Below are 418 nucleotides of genomic sequence, written 5' to 3' on the forward strand. Positions count from 1 at the left end.
ACCGAGAACGTGGCCACTTCCTGAATACCCGGGCCGTTGCCCAGGTCAGCGCTGATCGACACACCCGGGAACAGGTTCGGGGTGATCACGGACTCCAGGCCGAACGGCGGGCCGGTGATGTCACCATCGTCGATCAAGATGTTGGGGGTCGTGTAGGAGAAGTTGATCCCCACGCCCAGCGACCAGGGGAAGCCGATCTGATAACCCAGCTCCAGCGTGCCCTCGAACTCCTCGGCACCCGGGCCGGCCACCACATACTTGGCCCGACCGGAATGGAACCACTCACGGGTCAGCCGGTTGCGGTCCAGCGGAAACACACCATTGAGGAACGTATCCCACTGCTGAACGGTCAGAGTCCGGTCCTGACCATCGACCAGGCTCAGTTCATTGTCCAGACCCGCATGAGATGTGCCCGTGC

General features: G+C 62.4%; 1 protein-coding gene. It reads right to left on the minus strand.

The window, feature by feature from the left end; translation table 11 throughout:
• Window positions 1–418: MspA family porin (locus tag QQ25_RS29590; RefSeq protein ID WP_039382890.1), on the minus strand; the 418-nt coding region annotated here is incomplete at both ends.

It is taken from the genome of Mycolicibacterium setense, assembly GCF_000805385.1.
In the GTDB taxonomy this organism is placed as follows: Bacteria; Actinomycetota; Actinomycetes; order Mycobacteriales; family Mycobacteriaceae; genus Mycobacterium; species Mycobacterium setense.